Consider the following 18,596-nt stretch of genomic DNA (forward strand, 5'->3'; position numbering starts at 1 on the left):
ACACACTAATAAAGTGGCAAACAAATACCGGGATAAAACTGTTCCCGAAATAGAAACTGAAATGCCTGAGATTCAAAATGAAACTCAGCAGGAAAAGAAACCCCGTAAAACTCGTAAAAAAGGAGTCCTGGCTAAAGGCCTCTCTTCTGTTTTCAGCGGTTCATTTTTAACTTCTGAAAAAACCATAAAACACCTTCCGTACATTTTATTCCTTACTGCAATTGCTGTTTTTTATATCGCTAACGGATTTTATGCAGATGATAAAATTCGTCAAGTGAACAAGCTTTCTAATGAAATAAAAGAAAAGCACTCTGAATTTATTTCAACTACAACTGAATTGATGTTTGTAAGTAAGCAGAGCGAAGTGGCAAAATCAGCGGAAGTATTGGGTTTAAAAGAATCGGTTGAGCCACCGGTGAAAATTAAGGTTGATAGTTTGCAACTTAAAGAAAATCGAAAGAACTAAATGGAAAATAAAAAACAAATATTAGTTCGAACCTATATTTTATATGTAAGCATGTGCTTATTTGCGGTTGGCATATTTTATAGAATATTTGTTATTCAATTTATTGAAGGGGAAGAATGGAGAAGAAGAGCAGAAGCTAATACAACACAGCTTCACACCATTGAAGCAGTTCGGGGAAATATTTTTGATGTGAACGGTGCCTTATTGGCAACTAGTGTTCCGTATTATGAAATTGCCATCGATATTTGCGCGCCATCAATTGATGAAAAACTTTTTAAAGAAAAAAGAGACTCATTGGCCTTGTGTTTAAGTAATCTTTTTGGAGATCATACTGCTTCCGAATATCTAAATATTTTGAGAAAAGCTCGAAATAACAGAGATCGTTATGTAGTACTGCAAAGAAATGTTTCTTACAAAAATCTACAAATTCTGAAAAAATTCCCAATTCTAAAAAAAGGTAGTCGGGGCGGTTTAATTACCCTACAAACAAATAAAAGAGAGCGTCCTTTTCAGTTGTTAGCTGCTCGAACCATTGGTTTGGCGCGTGAAGGTATAAAACCGGTTGGTCTTGAAGGAGCATATGATTCTGTTTTATTGGGTGTGCCCGGAAAAAGATTAATGCAAAAAATTGCAGGAGGCGTATGGCGTCCGATAAATAGTGAAGCGGAAATTGAACCTAAAGAAGGTAGCGACTTATATACTACTATTGATATTAACGTACAAGATGTGGCAGAACATGCCTTAATGAAAGCACTCATTAAAAATCAAGCTTCACACGGCTGTGCCATTTTAATGGAAGTTAAAACAGGCGCCATTCGGGCTATTGCAAATTTATCAAAAGGAAAAAAAGATTCTAGTTATTATGAAAGTTTAAATCATGCTATGATAGATGCAAACGAACCGGGATCAACATTTAAGCTCGCTTCTTTTCTTGCAGCAATTGATGATTATGATGTGAGTTTGGATGAAAAAATTCATGTTGGAAATGGAGAGGTTACCTATTATAACAAAACTATTAAAGATGCTCACCCTCCAAAAACTCCGTCATTATCTGTACAGGAAATTTTTGAAACTTCTTCAAACTGCGGAACTGCAAAATTAATCATGAAGTATTATTCAAAAAATCCGCAAAAATATGTAGATAAAATTAAATCTTTTCATCTCGATCGTAAACTCGGGCTTTCAATTCCCGGCGAAGCAAGTCCATTTATTAAGGATGTAAAACACAAAGATTGGAGTGGTTTAACCTTACCGCAAATGAGCTATGGCTACGAAACTTTGATTACGCCTTTATTAACCTTAAGCGTTTATAATGCCATTGCTAATAATGGGAAAATGGTAAAACCTCGTTTTGTAAATGAAATCAGAAGAAATAATCAAGTGGTGAAAAAGTTTGAACCGGAAGTATTGATAGAGCAAATGGTAAAGCTGGAAACCGTTAGTAAAGCAAAAAAATTAATGGAAGGTGTGGTTGAAAATGGAAGTGGAAAAGGTTTAAATATTAAATCTTTTAAAGTGGGTGGGAAAACCGGAACTGCTCAAATAGCAAAAATTGGTCGCCGAAAGGGGAGTGGTAAAACTGCTTATGGCGATGTGGGTGACAGAACTTATCAGGCCTCGTTCGTAGGATATTTCCCAGCTGAAAAACCCCTTTATACTTGCATCGTAATTATTAATTCTCCAAGTAATGGAATATATTATGGTGGTTTAGTGGCTGGTCCGGTTTTTAAAGAAATTGCCGAAAAAGTGTATTCAAGCGGACTTGAATTTCTTCCTCCTATTAATAAAGGAAAAGATTTAATTACAAAAGTTCCGGAAGGAATTAATACGCTTTCAGATGAATTACAAAGATTAGCAAAATCGTTTTCACTGCCAGTTAAGGAAGTAAACTCAAATCAATTTGTAAGTAGAATTAAAAGCGATACTTCAACAATCGCAATGATCGAAAATAAAATAGAAAGACAACTTAAAAATGGTGTAATGCCAAATTTACAAGGCCTTTCTGCTAAAGATGTTTTATATATTCTGGAGAATCACGGGCTGAATGTAAAAATTGTTGGATTCGGAAGCGTTCAGAAACAAAGTATTGATGCAGGAACTAAAATTGAAAGAGGAAATAAAGTTATTCTCACTTTGATATAAATTGAAATTATTAAGCGACATATTATATAAAGTAAAACTGGAACAAGTTATTGGTGCTACTCACTTGGCTGTTGCCAATGTGGTTTTTGATTCCAGAAAAGTGAGAAAGAATTCTTTGTTCGTTGCTATAAAAGGTACTCAGTCGGATGGTCATGAATTTATTGAACAAGCCATAGAAGCCGGAGCCTTGGCTGTAGTTTGTGAAAAACTACCCACCGAAAAAAAATCGAATGTAACTTATGTAAAAGTAAACGACTCTAATTATTCACTGGGCATTATTGCTTGCAATTTTTTTGACAACCCTTCTTCTAAGTTAAAATTAATTGGAGTTACCGGAACTAATGGTAAAACAACCACCGTGACTTTACTTTTTAATTTATTCAGAGCATTGGGTCATTCTGTAGGATTATTATCTACAGTTCAGAATAAAATAAATAATTCGGTAATACCATCCACGCACACTACTCCTGACGCGCTAGCCTTAAACGAATTGTTAAACGCAATGGTAGAACAAGGATGTAATTATGCCTTTATGGAAGTGAGTTCTCATGCCATTGTACAACATCGCATTGCCGGAATTAATTTTGCAGGAGGGGCATTTTCCAATATCACTCACGATCATTTAGATTATCACAAAACCTTTGATGAATACATTAAAGCAAAAAAATTATTTTTTGATAATTTATCATCATCATCATTTGCTTTAGTGAATAAAGACGACAAGAATGGATTAGTGATGGTTCAAAATACCAAAGCACTAATAAAAACTTATTCATTACATAGTATAGCCGACTTTAAATGTAAAATTCTTGAAAGTCATCTTAATGGATTATTTCTGCAAATTGATCAAAGAGATGTTTGGGTAAAATTAATCGGAACATTCAACGCTTATAATGTTTTGGTGGTTTACGCAATTGCAACTTTACTGAAACAGGATAGTACGAATGTGCTTACTGCTCTAAGCAATTTAAATTCAGTTGAAGGAAGATTTCAGTACGTAAAGTCTGATACCGGAGTAATTGGTATTGTTGATTATGCGCACACCCCTGACGCATTAAAAAATGTGCTCGAAACAATAACAGATATTCGTTCGGGTAATGAGCAAGTAATAACTTTAGTGGGTTGCGGTGGTGATCGGGACGCGAAAAAACGACCAATCATGGCAGCAATAGCTTGTGAGTTCAGTAACCGGGTAATTCTCACTTCCGATAATCCCCGAACTGAAAATCCCGAAACTATTTTGGATGAAATGCAAACCGGAGTAAACCCGGCCGAAGCTAAAAAAGTACTTCGCATCAGTGATCGTAAAGAAGCAATTAAAACAGCTATTAGTTTTTGTAAATCAGGAGATATCATTTTGGTTGCCGGAAAAGGACATGAAAAGTATCAGGAAATAAATGGTGTGAAACACCCATTTGATGATTTTGAAATTTTAAAAGAAACCATTAAAACCCTGGGCGTGTAATGTTATATTATTTATTTCAATATTTAGATAAAGCTTTTGATTTCCCCGGTGCCGGCATGTTTAATTACATTTCATTTCGGGCTGCTCTCGCTTTAATTTTTTCACTATTGATTTCGCTGGTATTTGGCAAACGTATTATAGCATTCATTAGAAAAAAACAAATCGGGGAAACTATTCGGGAATTGGGACTAGAAGGACAGGCACAAAAAGGCGGAACACCAACCATGGGCGGATTAATTATTTTGGCAGCGATTATTATGCCTACTATTCTATTTACAAAAATTGATAATGTTTATGTAATTCTGATGCTGATTTCAACTGTTTGGTTAGGAGGTATCGGATTTTTGGATGATTACATCAAAGTTTTCAGAAAGAACAAAGAGGGATTACAAGGTAGATTTAAAATAATCGGACAAGTAGGTATCGGATTAATTGTAGGTTGTGTTTTTTATTTTCATCCGGATGTGGTAGTGAAAGAAAGAATTGCTAAAGGAAAAACAGATTTAATTTCAATTTCACAGGTTACCGAAAAAGTGGTAACACTTCCAAAATATGAAGAGCATGCCAAAAAGAATTTAAAAACATCGATTCCTTTTTTAAAGAATAACGAATTAGACTACTCTTCATTTATATCTTGGCTATGCGATGATTGTGCGAAATTTGGCTGGATAATTTTTATTCCAATGGTAATTTTGGTTGTTACCGCTGTATCTAACGGGGCTAATATTACCGACGGAATTGATGGCCTGGCAGCAGGAACAAGCGCAATTATTGGTGTAGTATTAGGAATTTTAGCCTGGGTATCCAGTAACACCATTTTTGCCGACTACTTAAATATTATGTACTTACCAAATACCGGAGAGCTTGTGGTATTTATTGCGGCATTTATTGGAGCTTGTGTTGGGTTTTTATGGTACAACTCATTTCCAGCGCAGGTTTTTATGGGCGATACCGGAAGTTTAGCTATTGGTGGAATAATTGCTGTTTTCGCAATCGCTATTCGTAAAGAATTATTAATTCCAATTCTATGCGGAGTATTTCTGGTAGAAAATATTTCTGTGATCCTACAGGTGTATTATTTCAAACATCAGAAAAAGAAACGCGGACTTGAATATGCACAAACCCATAGGCTTTTTAAGATGGCCCCTTTACATCACCATTATCAAAAAAGTGGATTTCATGAGTCTAAAATTGTGATGCGGTTTTTTATTATAAGTATTGCTCTTGCTGTATTAACCCTGGTAACGCTGAAGATTCGCTAATGAATAAAAGAATAATCATACTCGGTAGCGGCGAAAGCGGAGTAGGCAGTGCAATACTGGCTAAAGAAAAAGGCTTTGATGTTTTTGTGAGTGATCAGGGAACGATAAAAGAAAAGTATAAAACGCAATTACAAACTGAAAAAATATTATTTGAAGAAGGAAAGCATACTTATGAATTGTTACAAAATGCTACGGAGGTTATTAAAAGCCCCGGCATTCCGGATTCAGCAGACATTATAATGAAATTAAAGAGCAAAAATATTCCAGTGATATCAGAAATTGAATTTGCGGGAAGATATACCAAGGCTAAGAAAATTTGTATAACGGGCTCTAATGGAAAAACAACTACCACATTATTAACTTATCACATTCTTAAAAAGGCCGGATATAATGTAGGGTTAGGCGGAAATGTGGGAAAAAGTTTTGCCTTACAGGTTGCCCGTGAAAATTTCGATTACTATGTGTTGGAGCTAAGTAGTTTTCAATTAGACAACATGTACGATTTCAAGGCCGACATAGCCATTCTCTTAAACATTACTCCTGATCATTTAGACAGATACAATAACTCTTTTGACGAATACGCCAACAGTAAACTAAGAATAATTCAAAATCAAACCGAAAAAGATTTCTTCATATATAATTGCGACGATGAAACAATTCAACGTAAGGTAAAAGAAATACAGTGCAAAGCCGAAAAAATTCAATTCAGCATTAAAAAAAAAATCGAAGGAAACGGCGCTTATTTAAACGAAAATCAACTAACCCTTAATTATAAACCAAATCAAAACCAACCCTTAATTATGACAATTGAACAATTAGCCCTCCAAGGAAAACACAATGTGTACAACAGCATGGCCGCATCTTTAGCAACAAGAATTGTTGATGTGCGCAAAGAAATCATTCGCGAAAGCTTACAGGATTTCCAAAATGTTGAACATCGCTTAGAATTTGTAGCCTCCATCAACGGAATCGAATTTATTAATGATTCTAAAGCAACTAATGTAAATTCAACATGGTATGCACTTGAAAGTATGGAAAAGCCCGTAATTTGGGTTTGTGGTGGGCAAGATAAAGGAAATGATTACAATGAATTGTCGGAAATTGTAAAATCAAAAGTAAAAGCCATCATTTGTTTAGGTAAAAACAATAAAAAAATTGTAGAAGCCTTTAAAGACATTGTTGAATTAATAGTAGAAACGGATAACGCTCAGGATGCTGTAGCCGCTTCATACAAAATTGGTAAAAAAGGCGATGTAGTTTTATTGTCACCTGCTTGCGCAAGCTTCGATCTTTATAAAAACTATGAAGATAGAGGTATGCAATTTAAAGCCGCTGTTCGCTCACTTTAATTAAAAAAAAATGAAGGTATTCAACTATTTAAAAGGAGATAAGGTAATATGGGCCATCATGCTCTTGCTATCTCTATTGTCCGTTTTAGTTGTTTATAGCGCGGTTGTTACACTTGCGCATAAGTTCAAACAAGGGAATACCGAATTCTATTTAATGAAACATATGGTAATTATTGCACTCGGTTTTCTTATTGCCTATTTGTTTCATCGAATGCGTTATACCATTTTTAGTAAAATTGCGCAAATCGGATTCTATCTTTCTATTCCTTTATTAATTTACACGTTATTAAAAGGAGTTAGCGCCGGCGAAGCTTCACGTTGGCTTGAAATTCCGGGATTGGGTTTAACTTTTCAATCTTCCGATATTGCCAAACTGATGCTCTTAATTTATGTGGCTCGCGTGCTAACTATTAAAGCGAAGGAACTGGTAGATTTTAAATCGGTACTTAAACATTTAATGATACCAATTGGAATTGTATGTATTTTAATATTACCGGCTAACTTTTCTACAGCTGCATTATTGTTTATTAATTGCATGCTGTTATTATTTTTGGGCGGAGTGCATTTAAAAATAATTGCCAAAATTTTCGGTATTTGTATTTTAGCAGGAGCCATGTTCTTTGCATGGGTTTGGTTGGCTCCTTCTTCTATTCCGGGAGGTAGAGGTACTACCTGGAAAGCTCGTATTGAAAATTTCACCAATGGCGATTCTAAAAATAATTATCAAAGTGAACAGGCAAAAATCGCAATTGCTACCGGAGGGGTTATTGGTAAGGGTCCGGGTAATAGCACACAACGTGCATTTTTGCCACAAGCATCTTCCGATTTTATTTATGCTATTATTATTGAAGAGTATGGATTATTAACCGGATTCATTATTCTTTTTTTATACATGATTTTACTATATCGAGGGGTCAAATTATTAAGGGATGGAGATAAACCTTTTGGTAGTTTCATGGCCTTGGGCCTAACATTTAGTTTGGTTTTTCAAGCTTTAGTAAACATGGCAGTTGCTGTTAATTTATTTCCGGTTACCGGACAACCTTTACCATTGGTGAGCATGGGTGGAACTTCTATTTGGTTTACGATGATTGCCATGGGAATAATTTTAAGTGTAAGTAAAGGAGTAGAAGAGAAAACAGATGAGCAACTCGAAACAACTTAAAGTAATATTAAGCGGTGGAGGCACCGGTGGACATATTTTTCCAGCAGTTGCTATTGCTAATGAATTGAAAAGATTAGTCCCCGATGTAAAAATTTTGTTTGTGGGAGCACAGGGCAAAATGGAAATGGAAAAAGTTCCTGCCGCCGGATATGAAATTATAGGAATTCCAATTGCCGGACTTCAAAGAAGATTTACTTGGTCAAATTTTAAATTACCCTTTCTCATTATTTTGAGTTTAATCAAAACCAAAAAAATTATTGCTGAGTTTAAACCAAATGTTGTGGTGGGAACCGGGGGTTTTGCGAGCGGACCCATATTAAGAGCCGCATCAAATAAAGGTATTCCCGTTTTAATTCAGGAACAAAATTCATACGCCGGTATTACTAATAAAATTCTGGCCAAAAAAGCTTCTTTAATTTGTGTGGCCTATGAAGGCATGGAAAAGTTTTTTCCTAAAGAAAAAATAGTATTAACCGGTAACCCGGTAAGGCAGGATATTATAAATTTAGAATCAAAAAGAAGCGAAGCTTTGAAATATTTTAAGTTAAATCCCGAATTAAAAACAATATTAGTTATTGGCGGAAGTTTAGGGGCGAAAACAATTAATGAGGCAATTGGACAAAATTTAAAGTTATTAGCCGAGGCTAATATTCAATTGATTTGGCAAACCGGAAAAGGATATCTGGCAATTGCAAAAACGCAAACAGAAAAATTTGAATCAAACGGAATTTTTGCTTTTGATTTTATTTCCAAAATGGATATGGCATATGCTAGTGCTGATCTGGTAATTTCAAGAGCAGGGGCAAGTTCAGTTTCCGAATTGTGCAATTGTTCAAAGCCAAGCATCCTCGTTCCTTCACCAAATGTAGCTGAAGATCATCAAACTAAAAATGCAATGGCTTTGGTTAACAAAAACGCAGCTATACTAATTAAAGATACAGAAGCTCGTGATAAATTAATACAAACGGCCATTCAAATTATAAATGATAAATCAGAACTCAATAGATTGTCAGAGAATATTTCTAAAATGGCTTTTTTAAACTCGGCACAAACTATTGCCAAGCACGTTTTACAAATTGCCGGCTATACAAAATGAAAATTCTTGATTATAAATTATATTATTTTTTAGGAGTGGGTGGTATTGGCATGAGTGCGTTAGCGCGTTACTATAATCATTTCGGAAAAAAAGTAATGGGTTATGATAAAACCTCTACTCCTTTAACTATCCAATTGGAAAAAGAAGGAATTGTGTGTCATTATGATGAAAATGTAGACCTTGTTCAAAATTTGAACAAAGAATTTAATAAAGATGATATTTTAATTGTTTTTACTCCGGCTATTCCATATGATAACAGTGAATTTCAATATTTTTTAAAGAATAATTATTCGCTTTTAAAACGTTCTCAAGTACTGGGTAAAATTACAGAGCAGTTTAAAACGATTGCAATTGCCGGCACACATGGTAAAACTACAACCACCACCTTGGTTACACACATTTTAAAATGTGCAGGTATTAATTGCTTTTCTTTCATGGGAGGCATTTCATCTAATTACAACACCAATTTAATTTTAGGAAATATTGAGGATGAAAATACGTTTGTAGTTGTTGAGGCCGACGAATACGACCGCTCATTTCTCACTTTACAACCTTATATCGGATTAATTACTAGCGTTGATGCCGATCATTTGGATATTTATGGTGATGACAGTCACGTAAAGGAAGGGTATACACTCTTTGCCGAACAAGTAAAAAAGGAAGGTATCTTAATTGTTAAGAAAAATGTTGATAACGATTTGAAGCTCACCCGCAAACGGCTAATCTACTCGTTAAATTTAGATACGCAATATTGTGCAGAATCGATACGTATCGAAAATGCTCAATTTTTGTATGACATCAAAAGTCCGATTTCTCCTGTAACCCACGTGGCACTAGGAGTTCCGGGGCTTCATAATGTTGAAAATTCGATAGCTGCTGTGACTATTGCACAACAGTTAGGTGTAGAAAGTGATGTTATTCGAAATGCGTTACGTTCTTTCAAAGGTGTGAAAAGAAGATTTGATTATCGGATAAAACAAGATGATTGCATATTTATTGATGATTATGCACACCATCCGGAAGAGTTAAGAGCAACAATCACTTCAACTAAAGCTTTATATCCCAATAAAAAGATAACCGGAATTTTTCAGCCCCATCTTTTTACAAGAACCAGGGATTTTGCTAAAGGATTTGCAGAAAGTCTTAATTTGTTGGACGAGTGCATTCTGTTAGACATTTATCCGGCTCGCGAAAAGCCGATTCCCGGAATAGATTCTCATATGTTGATTGAAAAAATGAGAAACATGCCTAAAAAAGTGTTGAGTAAAACAGAATTGCTGGTTGAACTTGAAAAAAATAAACCGGAAGTTTTATTAACCATGGGAGCCGGAGATATCGATACACTGATCACACCCATTGAAAATATTTTAAAGAAATAAATTGAAAAAAATAAACTATAAAAAGATTCTTCACCTGCTAATATGGACATTTTCTATTAGCGGATTGCTGGTTTCTTTTTCTTTTGTTTCTAAAAGCGAAAAACAAATTAGTGTGAACAGATTGAATATTTCAATTTTAAATAATACTGAAAATCAATTTCTTTCAGAAGCCGACATTCGCGCCTATTTTGAACAAAGTGGCACAAAAATATTAAATCAAAAATTTGCAGAGATAAATATTCCTAAACTGGAAAGATTATTAAATGTACATCCGGCAATTGAAAATGCTGAGGTGTCGGCAGAATTAAATGGAGAAATTAGTGTAAACGTGTTGCAGCGTACCCCCATTTGCAGAATCATTAATGCAGATGGAGAAAGCTATTATATCGATTCTCAGAACAAATTAATGCCACTTAATGAGAACTATTCGGCTAGAGTAATTGTGGTAAATGGAAATTTAAATGAACCCTTCGCTCGCAGGTATCAACTTACAGTTGATGAGATAGCCGGGAGTGAAGTATACAAAAAAGTTAGCTTATTGGATGATATCGTAGCAGTAGTTCATGTAATTAATCAAGATTCAACTTTATCCAGTTTAATTCATCAAATTAATATAAATGAAGAGCAGGAAATAGAATTATTTCCGGCAATAGGTAATCATAAAATAGTATTTGGGGAAGCTAAGGATATTGAGCAAAAATTTAATCGATTAAAACTATTTTATACCGAAGGTTTGAATAAAGCTGATGCTTGGAATAAATACTCAATTATCAATTTAAAATATAAAAACCAGGTGGTTTGTACGAAAAAATAATATTATGGAAAAACAACACGATCAACAAAATCAAAATCTCGCTTCTGAACTGGTAGTAGGTTTAGATATTGGAACAACAAAAATTGCGGCAATTGTTGGTCGTAAAAATGAGTTTGGTAAAGTTGAAATTTTAGGTATCGGAAAGTCAGAATCGTTAGGTGTTACCAGAGGTGTTGTTGTAAATATTGAGCAAACAATATCTTCTATACGTGCGGCTGTTGCAATTGCTGCAGATAAGGCCAATGTGGATATTGGAGAGGTGATTGTTGGAATTGCCGGTCAGCATATCAAAAGCATGCAACACCGAGGAATGATTACCCGTCAGAGTTTGGAAGATGAAGTTTCACAAAAAGATGTAGATAATTTAATTGATAATATGCATCGTTTGGTGATGAATCCGGGCGAAGAAATTATTCATGTAATACCTCAAGAGTATATTATTGACAGTGAATCAGGAATTAAGAATCCAATTGGTCATGCCGGCATTAGATTGGAAGGAAATTTTCACATCATCACCGGACAGGTAGGTGCAGTAAAAAATATTTTTAAATGTGTAAACAGAGCAGGATTAGAAACTGTTGATTTACATTTAGAACCATTGGCAAGTGCCGATGCAGTTTTATCCGGAGAGGAAAAAGAAGCCGGTGTAGTGTTAGTGGATATTGGAGGAGGTACAACAGATGTGGCTATTTTTTACGATGGAATCATCAGACACACAGCTGTAATTCCTTTTGGTGGAAATATTATTACAGAAGATATTAAAGAGGGTTGCAGCATCATCAGAACTCAAGCCGAACAATTAAAGGTGCGTTTTGGTTCTGCCTTGGCTCAAGAGAATCAGGAAAATGAAATTATCTCAATTCCCGGTTTACGCGGTCGCCCACACAAGGAAATATCTATTCGATTTCTGGCACAAATTATTCAAGCCCGAATGGAAGAAATTTTAGAGTTTGTTCTTTTTGAAATTAAAAGCAGTGGCTTCGAAAGAAAATTATCAGCAGGAATAGTAGTAACAGGCGGTGGATCTTTATTAAAACATTTACCTCAATTGGTTATGCTTACTACCGGAATGGATTGCCGAATTGGAACTCCAAATGAACATTTAGCCGGCAATGAGGATGAATTAAAGAACCCATTGTATGCAACCGGTGTTGGTTTAGTAATGAAGGGAATTGAAAAATACGAGCGCGATGCTAAAAAAGGAATGAATGCAACTAAAATTCAGATTACAGATGAGAGCCCGGTTGAAGTGGAAGAGACAAAAGACAAGAAAAAAGTGGTTGGACATTCCAAGAAAAAACTGGGAGGCTTTTTTGAGAATATCATCAAAACAGCTTCTGAATGGATAAGTGATGATATTGAATAAAAACTAATAAATAATAAACAACAAATACGTAAAATCATGATGCAATTTGAATTACCTCAAGAAGAAAACTCAATCATAAAAGTGATTGGTGTTGGTGGAGGAGGAAGCAATGCCGTTAATCACATGTATCGCCTTGGGATAAAAGGTGTAGACTTTGTGATATGCAATACAGATAAACAAGCCATGGATCAAAGCCCTGTTCCTAATAAAATACAATTGGGTTCAGACTTAACTAAAGGTCTTGGTGCCGGAGCTCAACCTGAAGTGGGTAGAAACGCCGCTTTAGAATCTATAGATGAAATAAAAAGTTACTTAGATTCCAATACGCAAATGGTATTTATCACTGCCGGTTTAGGTGGTGGTACCGGAACTGGCGCTGCTCCGGTAATAGCCAGTATTGCCCGCGAAATGGGAATACTAACGGTTGGTATTGTTACGATACCTTTTGCCTTTGAAGGAAAAAAGAGAAGGATGCAGGCAGAAGCCGGTTTGGAAGAAATGAAAAAGTATGTAGATACTTTACTAGTAATTGGTAATGATAAGTTAAGAGATATCTACGGTAAATTAAAAATGAGCGAAGCTTTTGCGCATGCCGATGATGTATTAACCGGTGCAGCAAAAAGTATTGCAGAAATTATAAGCTTACACATGCATATTAATGTCGACTTTAATGATGTTAAAACTGTAATGACAGATAGCGGAGTTGCCATTATGGGTTCTGCCATTGCCAGTGGAGAAAAAAGAGCATTAAAAGCGGTTGAACAAGCTTTGAATTCTCCTTTATTAAATGATAATGATATTTCAGGCGCTCGTCATGTATTATTAAATATTATGAGCGGAAGTGATGATATTGATATGGATGAGTTTGGTGAAATAACTGATTTTATTCAAGAGGCTGCAGGCGGAACTGCCGAATTAATTACCGGTTATGGTACCGATCCTTCGTTGGGAGATAATGTAAGCGTAACTATAATTGCAACCGGATTTAATACGAAACAGGCTACCGGATTTGAATCACACATTGTATCAGATAGAAAGATTGTGAACTTAGATGACCAACCGCAAATAAAGAACGAGCCGGTGCAAACTAATATTGTGGATGAAATTAAAAATGAAGAGCCATTTATTTTTGTGAAAGAGGAAGTGAAGGAAACAAAAACGGTTGATGTTTTACCCACCGTAAATCCAACAGATGAAACAAGCCATCACGATATTACCAATGAAGTAAATGAATCGCCTCAGGCAAAAATTACGGAGTTTACTTTTAATGAAGTTTCCGACGAAAACGTAACGGATATTACTTCATCAGTTTCTGAAAATACGGAAGAAAAGGAAGTGGTTAACCGTGAAGAACAAATTAAATTGGCTCAAGAAAGAATCCGTAAATTAAAAGAAATCACGCTTAAAATGAAAAGCCCTGAAGGATTAGCTTCTTTAGAAAAACAAACAGCTTTTGAACGGAAAAATATAGCGCTAGAAAATAAAACGCCGAGCACCGAGAGCAATGTGTCAAGATATACTTTAGGAGAAGGAGACGATAAAAAAATTGAAATACGTCCGAATAACTCCTTCTTACACGATAATGTTGATTAAGTTGTTGGTTTATTAGTTAAGAAATGCAAACCCTGTAAGGTTTGCATTTTTTTTATAATGGAAATTTAACGCGGAATTCTGTATTTCCTTCCTTACTTTCATAATGAAATTGTCCGTCCAATTGTTCACTAAGCGCCTCAATCAAGGTGAGTCCTAAACTATCATTTTTTGTTTGTTTTACATCAAAGCCGTTGCCATTATCTGATATTTTCAGTAAGGCTGAACCAAACTGAATACTTAATGATATATAAACGGTAGGGTTAATTGTATTTTGATTGAATGCATGTTTTAGGCAGTTGGTAATACATTCATTGGTGATTAAACCTAAAGGTACAGCCTTTGTAATATCCCCTTCAATATTTTCTATACTCTCCGTAAGATCAACTTTAAAATCCAGTTGTTGTCCATCCAATATTTCATTCGCTAAACCTACTAAATACTGCTTTAAATTAATTTTAGATAAGTCTTTCTTTTTGTATAAACTTTGATGTACCATGGCAATACTCATCACTCGACTCTTTGCATCTGAAAGGGCTTCAATCGTTTCTTCATTTTTGCTTAAATTTTTTTGCATATTAAAAAGTCCAATCAATACGGCCAAATTATTTTTAACCCTGTGCTGAATTTCCGAAATTAAAATTTCCTTTTCGTGTAACGAATTTTCTATAATTATTTTGTCACTTTTTGTTTTATCCAGTAAATTAATTACTTCATTGTATTGTTTATTAAGCATCCCAATCATGATAATAATTAAGGAAAGTGTAAGCAATATGCAGAATAGAATATTATAGTTAAAAAGTAATTCTATTTCTTCCGCATTAAAATTAACTTCGGGATATAATTGAATGTCAAACAAACGGTTTGCAACAAATCCGATAATTAATATTAAAAACAATCCATGAGTTCGAAATTGATGTTTTTCAGGATTGTGTAATAAACCAATACAAAACAAGGCGGGAAAATAAAATAAATAACTCGCCGTAGCTTCAGGATAATATTCTCCAACATACAGTAAAACACAACTTAATCCAATTACAAATGTTGTGGCCGATAGGTTAAATCTTCTTTTGTAATTTGAATACAAAATAAATACATTATAAAAGATAATAAATAACTGAAGAGAAATGGGATATTTTTGTTTTATAAAAAGAATTGTTGTTCCACCCAACACCATTCCAAAAATTGTTATTAATGAAATGATGTTAAGTATACGGACTTCCCGTTTTTGATAGAAACTGATTTCCGGAAATAGACCGATGTCCAGAATTTTTTGTAACATATTATTAAAAGCAGTTAAACTACCAGATTAACAATTTTTTTAGGAACAACAATAACTTTTTTTGGCTTAGCTCCGTTTAAATATTTCTGCGTCTCTTCCAAACTTAAAATTTCTTTTTCTATCTCAGCCGGATTTAAATTTGCCGGTAATGCCACGTTAAACCGCGTTTTACCGTTAAAGGAAACCGGATAATTGAACGAATCTTCTACCAAGTACTCCGCTTTAAGTTCCGGAAACGCTGCAAAGGCAATGCTTTCTTTATGTCCAATCGCCTCCCATAATTCTTCGGTAATGTGCGGGGCGTAAGGAGAAATTAAAACCAATAAGGGCTCTAATATCTTACGCTTTGTACATTTTAAATCGGTTAATTCGTTTACACAAATCATAAAATTACTCACCGAAGTATTGAACGAAAATCGCTCAATGTCTTCTGTTATTTTTTTAATGGTTTTGTGTAATGTTTTTAATTCTGCTTTATTGGGTTCTTCTTCACTAATAACTAACTTATCTTCTTTATAAAACAACTTCCAGAGTTTTTTTAAAAATCCGGAAACACCGGTAATGCCATTGGTATTCCAGGGTTTACTTTGCTCAAGCGGACCCAAAAACATTTCATACAAACGTAAAGTATCGGCACCGTATTTTTCGCAGATTAAATCAGGAGTTACCACGTTATACCAACGCTTACTCATTTTTTCAATAGCGTTTGAACATATTAATTTTCCATCTTCTAATTCAAATTCAATATTTTTGAAATCGTCTCTCCAATTTTTTAATGCATTAAGGTCAACACTATTTCCTTCAACAATATTTACATCAATATGTACATCTGTACAATTATAATTCTTCTTTAATCCTGCAGAAACAATTCTGTTTTCGTTGAGAACTCGATGTATTATTGCTGAAGTTCCCTGTATCATCCCCTGATTAATTAATTTTTTGGCGGGTTCATCTACAGGTATTAAACCCCTATCAAATAAAAATTTAGTCCAAAAACGCACATATAATAAATGGCCGGTGGCATGTTCGCTTCCGCCAATGTATAAATCAATATTTTGCCAATAATCCATTAATTTTTTATCGGCAAAAGCATTTTTATTTTGAGCATCCATGTATCTTAAAAAATACCAGGAACTTCCTGCCCAACCCGGCATGGTGGTGTGCTCGTAATTAAATTCTCCTTTGTATTTCCAGTTTTTCGCTCTGGCTAATGGGGGTTCTCCGTCTTCGGTGGGTAAAAATTTATCTACCTCAGGTAACACCAACGGTAATTCCTCATCGGATAAAGCGTAGGGAATATCATTTTTATAATAAATAGGAATGGGTTCGCCCCAATATCTTTGTCTACCAAAAACGGCATCTCTTAAACGGTAATTTATTTTTCCGGTTCCTATATTTAATTTTTCAATTTCCTGAATGGCTTTTTTAATGGCAGCCTTCACCTCTAATCCGTTTAAGAAATCAGAATTAATTAGTTTTCCTTCTTTCTCATCCCAGGAATTTTCTTCAAAATTATGCTCTTTCGTTGGAATAATTACCTGAGGTTTTTCAATTTTAAAATGTGTAGCAAATCTGAAATCTCTTTCATCATGTGCAGGTACTGCCATCACCGCTCCGGTACCATATCCGGCCAAAACATAATCACCCACCCAAACCGGAATTGGTTTTTTGGTGAAGGGATGTTCAACATAAGTTCCGGTAAATACTCCGCTTACTTTATTTATTTCGGCTTGTCTTTCTCTCTCACTTCTGTTTTTGGCGTAAGTTACATACTCTTCAACTGCATTTTTTTGTTCTGCTGTAGTAACAGTATTCACTAAGTCATGTTCAGGGGCTAAGGTTACAAAGGCTACTCCAAATATTGTATCTGGTCTTGTTGTAAATACTTCGATTGTGTTTGAAGCCTCACCCCCTTGCCCCCTCTCCAAAGTAGAGGGGGTTGAGGAAATTTTTGTTCTTATTCTTTCAATGACTTCATCCAAGTTGTTATTGATTTCTTTATTTGTGAATCTGATCACTTCAAAGCCAATTGAATTTAAAATTCTTGTTCTGTTGGCATCTCGCTCTTTAGTTAGTTCATGTATTTCGCCATCTACTTCAATGATGAGCGACTTTTCTAAACATATAAAGTCAGCAATAAACGTTTCTATTGGGTGTTGTCTTCTGAATTTTACACCTAGTTGATTATTTCTTATAGCTTGCCATAATTTATCTTCAGATTCAGTTTGAGGCTGTCGATTTTCTTTTGCAAATTGTTTTAAAGCTTGGTAAACTGATTTATCTGCTGTTTGCCACTTCGGTTTGTTTCCCTTCTCCATTGGAGAAGGGTTAGGGATGAGGCTGAATTTCAAAGAAGTTCCCTCACTTTTTCCAATCCAATTTCGTTGTGATTCTTTTAAACTTTCACTCCAGTCAATTTGTTCGAGTCCGTCTAATAAACGCTGAGCATAAGCAGTAATTCGCATGCTCCATTGTTTCATCATTTTTCTTTCTACCGGATGTCCGCCTCGTTCACTTACTCCGTCTTTCACCTCGTCATTGGCTAATACAGTACCCAGGGCAGGACACCAATTCACCACGGCTTCGCCTAAATAAGCCAAACGATATTGCATTAAAATATCAGATTTTTCTTTTTCACCGAAATTTTTCCATTGATTGGCCGAGAAAGAAATAAATTTCTCATCGCAAGCGGCATTCACTTTCTGATTACCGTTTGTTTCAAATTCATGGATAAGGGTTTCAATTTTTTCGGCTTTATTCGTATTTTCATTAAACCAGGAATTAAAAAGCTGAATAAAAATCCACTGAGTCCATTTATAATATTCCGGATTTGAAGTTCTAACTTCTCTATCCCAATCAAAACTAAAACCAATTTTATCTAACTGTTCGCGGTATCTGTTTATATTTTCTTCGGTAGTGATAGCAGGATGTTGTCCGGTTTGTATGGCATATTGTTCAGCAGGTAAACCAAAACTATCGTATCCCATGGGATGTAAAACATTAAATCCCTTATGTCTTTTATATCGGGCAATAATATCCGATGCGATATAACCCAAGGGATGCCCAACATGTAAGCCGGCACCTGAAGGATAGGGGAACATATCTAAAACATAATATTTGGGTTTAGCTGAATTATCTTCGGCCTTAAATGTTTTTGCCGCAGCCCATCGTTCCTGCCATTTTTTTTCTATAGTTCTGAAATGATATTCCATTTTATTTA

The 18,596-nt window shown here is 34.9% G+C and carries 13 protein-coding genes; 11 read left to right on the forward strand and 2 right to left on the reverse strand.

Annotated features, from left to right (window positions below):
* The first annotated feature begins 13 nt into the window (after nt 1-13).
* From IPM51_02150 to ftsZ, 11 genes are read left to right on the forward strand one after another with little or no spacing between them, the layout of a single operon-like run.
* Nucleotides 14-466, forward strand: a complete 453-nt coding sequence (locus IPM51_02150; GenBank protein MBK9283103.1) for a hypothetical protein — start codon at nt 14-16, stop codon at nt 464-466.
* On the forward strand, nt 467-2,608 hold the full coding sequence (locus IPM51_02155; GenBank protein MBK9283104.1) for a transpeptidase family protein: 2,142 nt from the start codon (nt 467-469) through the stop codon (nt 2,606-2,608). It abuts the gene before it with no gap.
* 1 nt (nt 2,609) lies between these two features.
* Nucleotides 2,610-4,073, forward strand: a complete 1,464-nt coding sequence (locus IPM51_02160) for a UDP-N-acetylmuramoyl-L-alanyl-D-glutamate--2,6-diaminopimelate ligase (GenBank protein ID MBK9283105.1) — start codon at nt 2,610-2,612, stop codon at nt 4,071-4,073.
* Nucleotides 4,073-5,335: a phospho-N-acetylmuramoyl-pentapeptide-transferase gene (locus IPM51_02165; protein ID MBK9283106.1), complete on the forward strand. Its 1,263-nt coding sequence runs from the start codon at nt 4,073-4,075 to the stop codon at nt 5,333-5,335. Before IPM51_02160 ends, IPM51_02165 begins: the two co-directional genes overlap by 1 nt.
* Complete coding sequence (gene murD, locus IPM51_02170) at nt 5,335-6,684, forward strand: UDP-N-acetylmuramoyl-L-alanine--D-glutamate ligase (protein MBK9283107.1); 1,350 nt, start codon at nt 5,335-5,337, stop codon at nt 6,682-6,684. Before IPM51_02165 ends, murD begins: the two co-directional genes overlap by 1 nt.
* A gap of 10 nt (nt 6,685-6,694) precedes the next feature.
* Nucleotides 6,695-7,849: an FtsW/RodA/SpoVE family cell cycle protein gene (locus tag IPM51_02175; GenBank protein MBK9283108.1), complete on the forward strand. Its 1,155-nt coding sequence runs from the start codon at nt 6,695-6,697 to the stop codon at nt 7,847-7,849.
* On the forward strand, nt 7,827-8,945 hold the full coding sequence (murG, locus tag IPM51_02180) for an undecaprenyldiphospho-muramoylpentapeptide beta-N-acetylglucosaminyltransferase (GenBank protein ID MBK9283109.1): 1,119 nt from the start codon (nt 7,827-7,829) through the stop codon (nt 8,943-8,945). The genes IPM51_02175 and murG overlap by 23 nt, the downstream gene beginning before the upstream one ends.
* On the forward strand, nt 8,942-10,324 hold the full coding sequence (locus tag IPM51_02185; GenBank protein ID MBK9283110.1) for a UDP-N-acetylmuramate--L-alanine ligase: 1,383 nt from the start codon (nt 8,942-8,944) through the stop codon (nt 10,322-10,324). The genes murG and IPM51_02185 overlap by 4 nt, the downstream gene beginning before the upstream one ends.
* A 1-nt stretch (nt 10,325) precedes the next feature.
* Complete coding sequence (locus IPM51_02190) at nt 10,326-11,138, forward strand: hypothetical protein (protein ID MBK9283111.1); 813 nt, start codon at nt 10,326-10,328, stop codon at nt 11,136-11,138.
* A 4-nt stretch (nt 11,139-11,142) separates the two neighbouring features.
* On the forward strand, nt 11,143-12,504 hold the full coding sequence (ftsA, locus tag IPM51_02195) for a cell division protein FtsA (GenBank protein MBK9283112.1): 1,362 nt from the start codon (nt 11,143-11,145) through the stop codon (nt 12,502-12,504).
* Nucleotides 12,505-12,543: 39 nt separating this feature from the next.
* Nucleotides 12,544-14,097, forward strand: coding sequence for a cell division protein FtsZ (gene ftsZ, locus IPM51_02200; protein MBK9283113.1), 1,554 nt, complete (start codon nt 12,544-12,546; stop codon nt 14,095-14,097).
* Nucleotides 14,098-14,149: 52 nt separating this feature from the next.
* Here the strand turns inward: ftsZ and IPM51_02205 are convergent, their stop codons facing one another.
* Both IPM51_02205 and IPM51_02210 read right to left on the reverse strand, forming a co-directional pair.
* Nucleotides 14,150-15,376 carry a sensor histidine kinase gene (locus IPM51_02205; protein MBK9283114.1) on the reverse strand — a complete coding sequence of 409 codons (1,227 nt, stop codon included), beginning with the start codon at nt 15,374-15,376 and terminating at the stop codon, nt 14,150-14,152.
* Between the two features lie 14 nt (nt 15,377-15,390).
* Nucleotides 15,391-18,588 carry a leucine--tRNA ligase gene (locus IPM51_02210; GenBank protein MBK9283115.1) on the reverse strand — a complete coding sequence of 1,066 codons (3,198 nt, stop codon included), beginning with the start codon at nt 18,586-18,588 and terminating at the stop codon, nt 15,391-15,393.
* Nucleotides 18,589-18,596 lie beyond the last annotated feature (8 nt).

It is taken from the genome of Sphingobacteriaceae bacterium, from assembly GCA_016715905.1.
Lineage (GTDB): Bacteria > Bacteroidota > Bacteroidia > B-17B0 > Aurantibacillaceae > Aurantibacillus.

Bases quoted from the DNA above. Each gene is read 5' to 3' on its own strand.
- IPM51_02205 (MBK9283114.1), bottom strand. From the start codon at position 15,376: ATGTTACAAAAAATTCTGGACATCGGTCTATTTCCGGAAATCAGTTTC.
- IPM51_02155 (MBK9283104.1), top strand. From the start codon at position 467: ATGGAAAATAAAAAACAAATATTAGTTCGAACCTATATTTTATATGTA.
- ftsZ (MBK9283113.1), top strand. From the start codon at position 12,544: ATGCAATTTGAATTACCTCAAGAAGAAAACTCAATCATAAAAGTGATT.
- murG (MBK9283109.1), top strand. From the start codon at position 7,827: ATGAGCAACTCGAAACAACTTAAAGTAATATTAAGCGGTGGAGGCACC.
- murD (MBK9283107.1), top strand. From the start codon at position 5,335: ATGAATAAAAGAATAATCATACTCGGTAGCGGCGAAAGCGGAGTAGGC.
- IPM51_02175 (MBK9283108.1), top strand. From the start codon at position 6,695: ATGAAGGTATTCAACTATTTAAAAGGAGATAAGGTAATATGGGCCATC.
- IPM51_02185 (MBK9283110.1), top strand. From the start codon at position 8,942: ATGAAAATTCTTGATTATAAATTATATTATTTTTTAGGAGTGGGTGGT.
- IPM51_02210 (MBK9283115.1), bottom strand. From the start codon at position 18,588: ATGGAATATCATTTCAGAACTATAGAAAAAAAATGGCAGGAACGATGG.
- IPM51_02165 (MBK9283106.1), top strand. From the start codon at position 4,073: ATGTTATATTATTTATTTCAATATTTAGATAAAGCTTTTGATTTCCCC.
- ftsA (MBK9283112.1), top strand. From the start codon at position 11,143: ATGGAAAAACAACACGATCAACAAAATCAAAATCTCGCTTCTGAACTG.